The sequence below is a fragment of the Corallococcus sp. CA053C genome (assembly GCF_003611675.1).
GTDB lineage: Bacteria > Myxococcota > Myxococcia > Myxococcales > Myxococcaceae > Corallococcus.
The window spans coordinates 1-2156 of the sequence record NZ_RAWA01000721.1 but is presented as its reverse complement, the minus strand read 5'-3'; the positions used below and the strand labels follow the sequence as shown (position 1 = coordinate 2156).

The window sequence follows — 2156 nt, the reverse complement described above, 5'->3', positions numbered from 1 at the left end:
AAACACGACCGCCCCCCACGGGAGGACCCCTGGGAGGCGGTGGAAGACGGCGGGACGGGAGAAGCCCGTCCCGTGTCCGGTCATCGCTGACGACTACGGCACGGCAGGGGCCACTTCGCCCGGCAGGTCGGCGCAGTCCTGCGGGATGATCGTGTACGTGTAGGGCTTCGTGGAGCCCGGCACACCGCTGTCGGAGACGTTGTCGCCGCAGCCCGTGATGTCCGTGCCACCGTCCTTGCAGGGGGCGAAGGTGTAGGTGTCCCAGACGCCGCTGAGGCCGTTGGGGAACGTCACCGCCCCGCCATCCAGGGCCGCCTTCTGGAAGTCACACTTCACGTCCACGCCACCGTCGGTGAGGGACCGGTCACGGGTCTTGTCGTGGAAGACGAGGATGCCGTTGCCGACCGCGAAGCCGTAGTACAGGGAGCCCCCGTCCGTGAGGCTGTCCACGCGCTTCAGGGCCTCGGGCTGGGGATTGGTGAGCGCCAGCGGTCCCGCCAGGTGCACGCGCGTGCCCAGGAAGGCCGCGCTGTTCTGGGCCATGTCGAGCGAAGCCGTGAGCTGCTCGACCGTCACCTCGTTGGCCGGGGGCAGGCCGCCCACGCCCGCGTCGGTCGTCTTGGGGGTGATGGCGAGCGGCACGGCGGGCGTGCGCTGGTTGGCCAGGTGGTGACGACGGCCGGAGAACGGCTCGTAGTTGGGCTCCGTGCCGAAGTAGCCCTCGATGTCGACCGTGTCGCCCAGCTGCGGGTGGTACGTGTCCGGCGTGTCCGTGTAGAACTTGTGGATGAACAGGCCTTCCTTCGGGGCGGCCGGATCCGTCACCCAGAAGTACGAGCGCCAGGAGCTGTTGCCCTGATCGCTCAGCTTCTCGTAGTGCACGCCCGTGACGACCACGTTGCGCAGCGTCGCCTTGCTGCCGAACGACAGCTTGCGCGCCGCGGCGATCGTCATGCCCGAGCCGGCATCCGTGCCCGCGTCCGTCGTGCCCGCGTCCGTGCCGGCATCCGAGCCCGCGTCCGTGCTGCAGACACCCGTACAGCCGGGGCCCGCGTCCTTGTTGTCATCGTCGTCACGACCACCACAGCCGGCCAGTGAGGCCATCGCCGTGGCAGCCAGGAGGGCCGCAGCGCCCAGCTTGTTGCGCAGTTCCATTCGAGTGTCTCCGGAGTTGGAGGCGCCGCGCTTGTTGAAGTCCGACGCCTGTCGGGCAAAGGTTTCAGGCCCTTATACCGGCGGCCTACCAGGGCCGGCAAGGAACGGACCGGCTCCCTGCCCGTGACATTGGTATGAATTCAGGAATAGGTGGATCAATGCTTGCCCGCGACAGCTTCTTGCAGGGATTGAAGCCCACGCTGCACATTGCGCACCGCGGCGGGGCGCTCGTCGCTCCGGAGAACACGCTCGAGGCCTTCCGCCTCGCCGTGGAGACGTACCGCACCGACATGCTGGAGCTCGACGTGCACCTGTCGCGCGACGGCGAGGTCATCGTCGCCCACGACGACACGCTGGAGCGCTGCACCGACGGAGCGGGCCCGCTCGCCGCACTCACGCTCGCGGAGTTGCGGAAGCTGGACGCCGGGTATCACTTCAGCCCGGACGCGGGACGCACCTTTCCCTTTCGGGGCCGGGGCGTGCGCCTGCCCACCCTGCGCGAAGTGCTGCGCGCCTTCCCGTCCCTGCGCCTCAACGTGGAGCTCAAGCCAGACGTGCCGGGCGGCGAAGACATGCTCGCACGCCTGCTGACCGAAGAGGCCGCGCTGGGCCGCGTCTGTCTGGGCAGTGAACAGGACGCCATCGCGGAGCGGCTGGTGCGGGTGCTGCCGGACGCGTGCCACTTCTATCCCCGGGATGCGCTGGCCGCCTTCGTCCTCGCGCTCAAGGCCGGCGAGGTGCCGCCGGAGGACGCGCGCTACACGGTGCTCGACATGCCGCTGTACTTCGGTGAGGTGCGGCTGGTGGACGACGCGCTGCTGGAGGCCGCGGCCTCGCGCGGCAAGTGGATCAACGTGTGGACGGTGGATGATCCGGCGGAGATGGACCGGCTGCTCCGCGAGGGCGTCGGCGGCATCATGACGGACCGGCCGGACCTGCTCCGCCAGCGAATGGACGCGTCCGGAAAGCCGGGCTAAGCCTTGGCCTCCATGTCCCGCCCC

General features: G+C 69.3%; 2 protein-coding genes. One reads left to right on the top strand and one right to left on the bottom strand.

From position 1 onward, the window contains the following. Positions 1 to 93: 93 nt before the first annotated feature. Positions 94 to 1155 carry a hypothetical protein gene (locus tag D7V97_RS42555; protein ID WP_120616219.1) on the bottom strand — a complete coding sequence of 354 codons (1062 nt, stop codon included), beginning with the start codon at positions 1153 to 1155 and terminating at the stop codon, positions 94 to 96. Positions 1156 to 1313: 158 nt separating this feature from the next. Here D7V97_RS42555 and D7V97_RS42550 point away from each other — a divergent pair, with 158 nt between their 5' ends. Then, positions 1314 to 2132: a glycerophosphodiester phosphodiesterase gene (locus D7V97_RS42550; protein ID WP_120616218.1), complete on the top strand. Its 819-nt coding sequence runs from the start codon at positions 1314 to 1316 to the stop codon at positions 2130 to 2132. Positions 2133 to 2156: the final 24 nt, after the last annotated feature.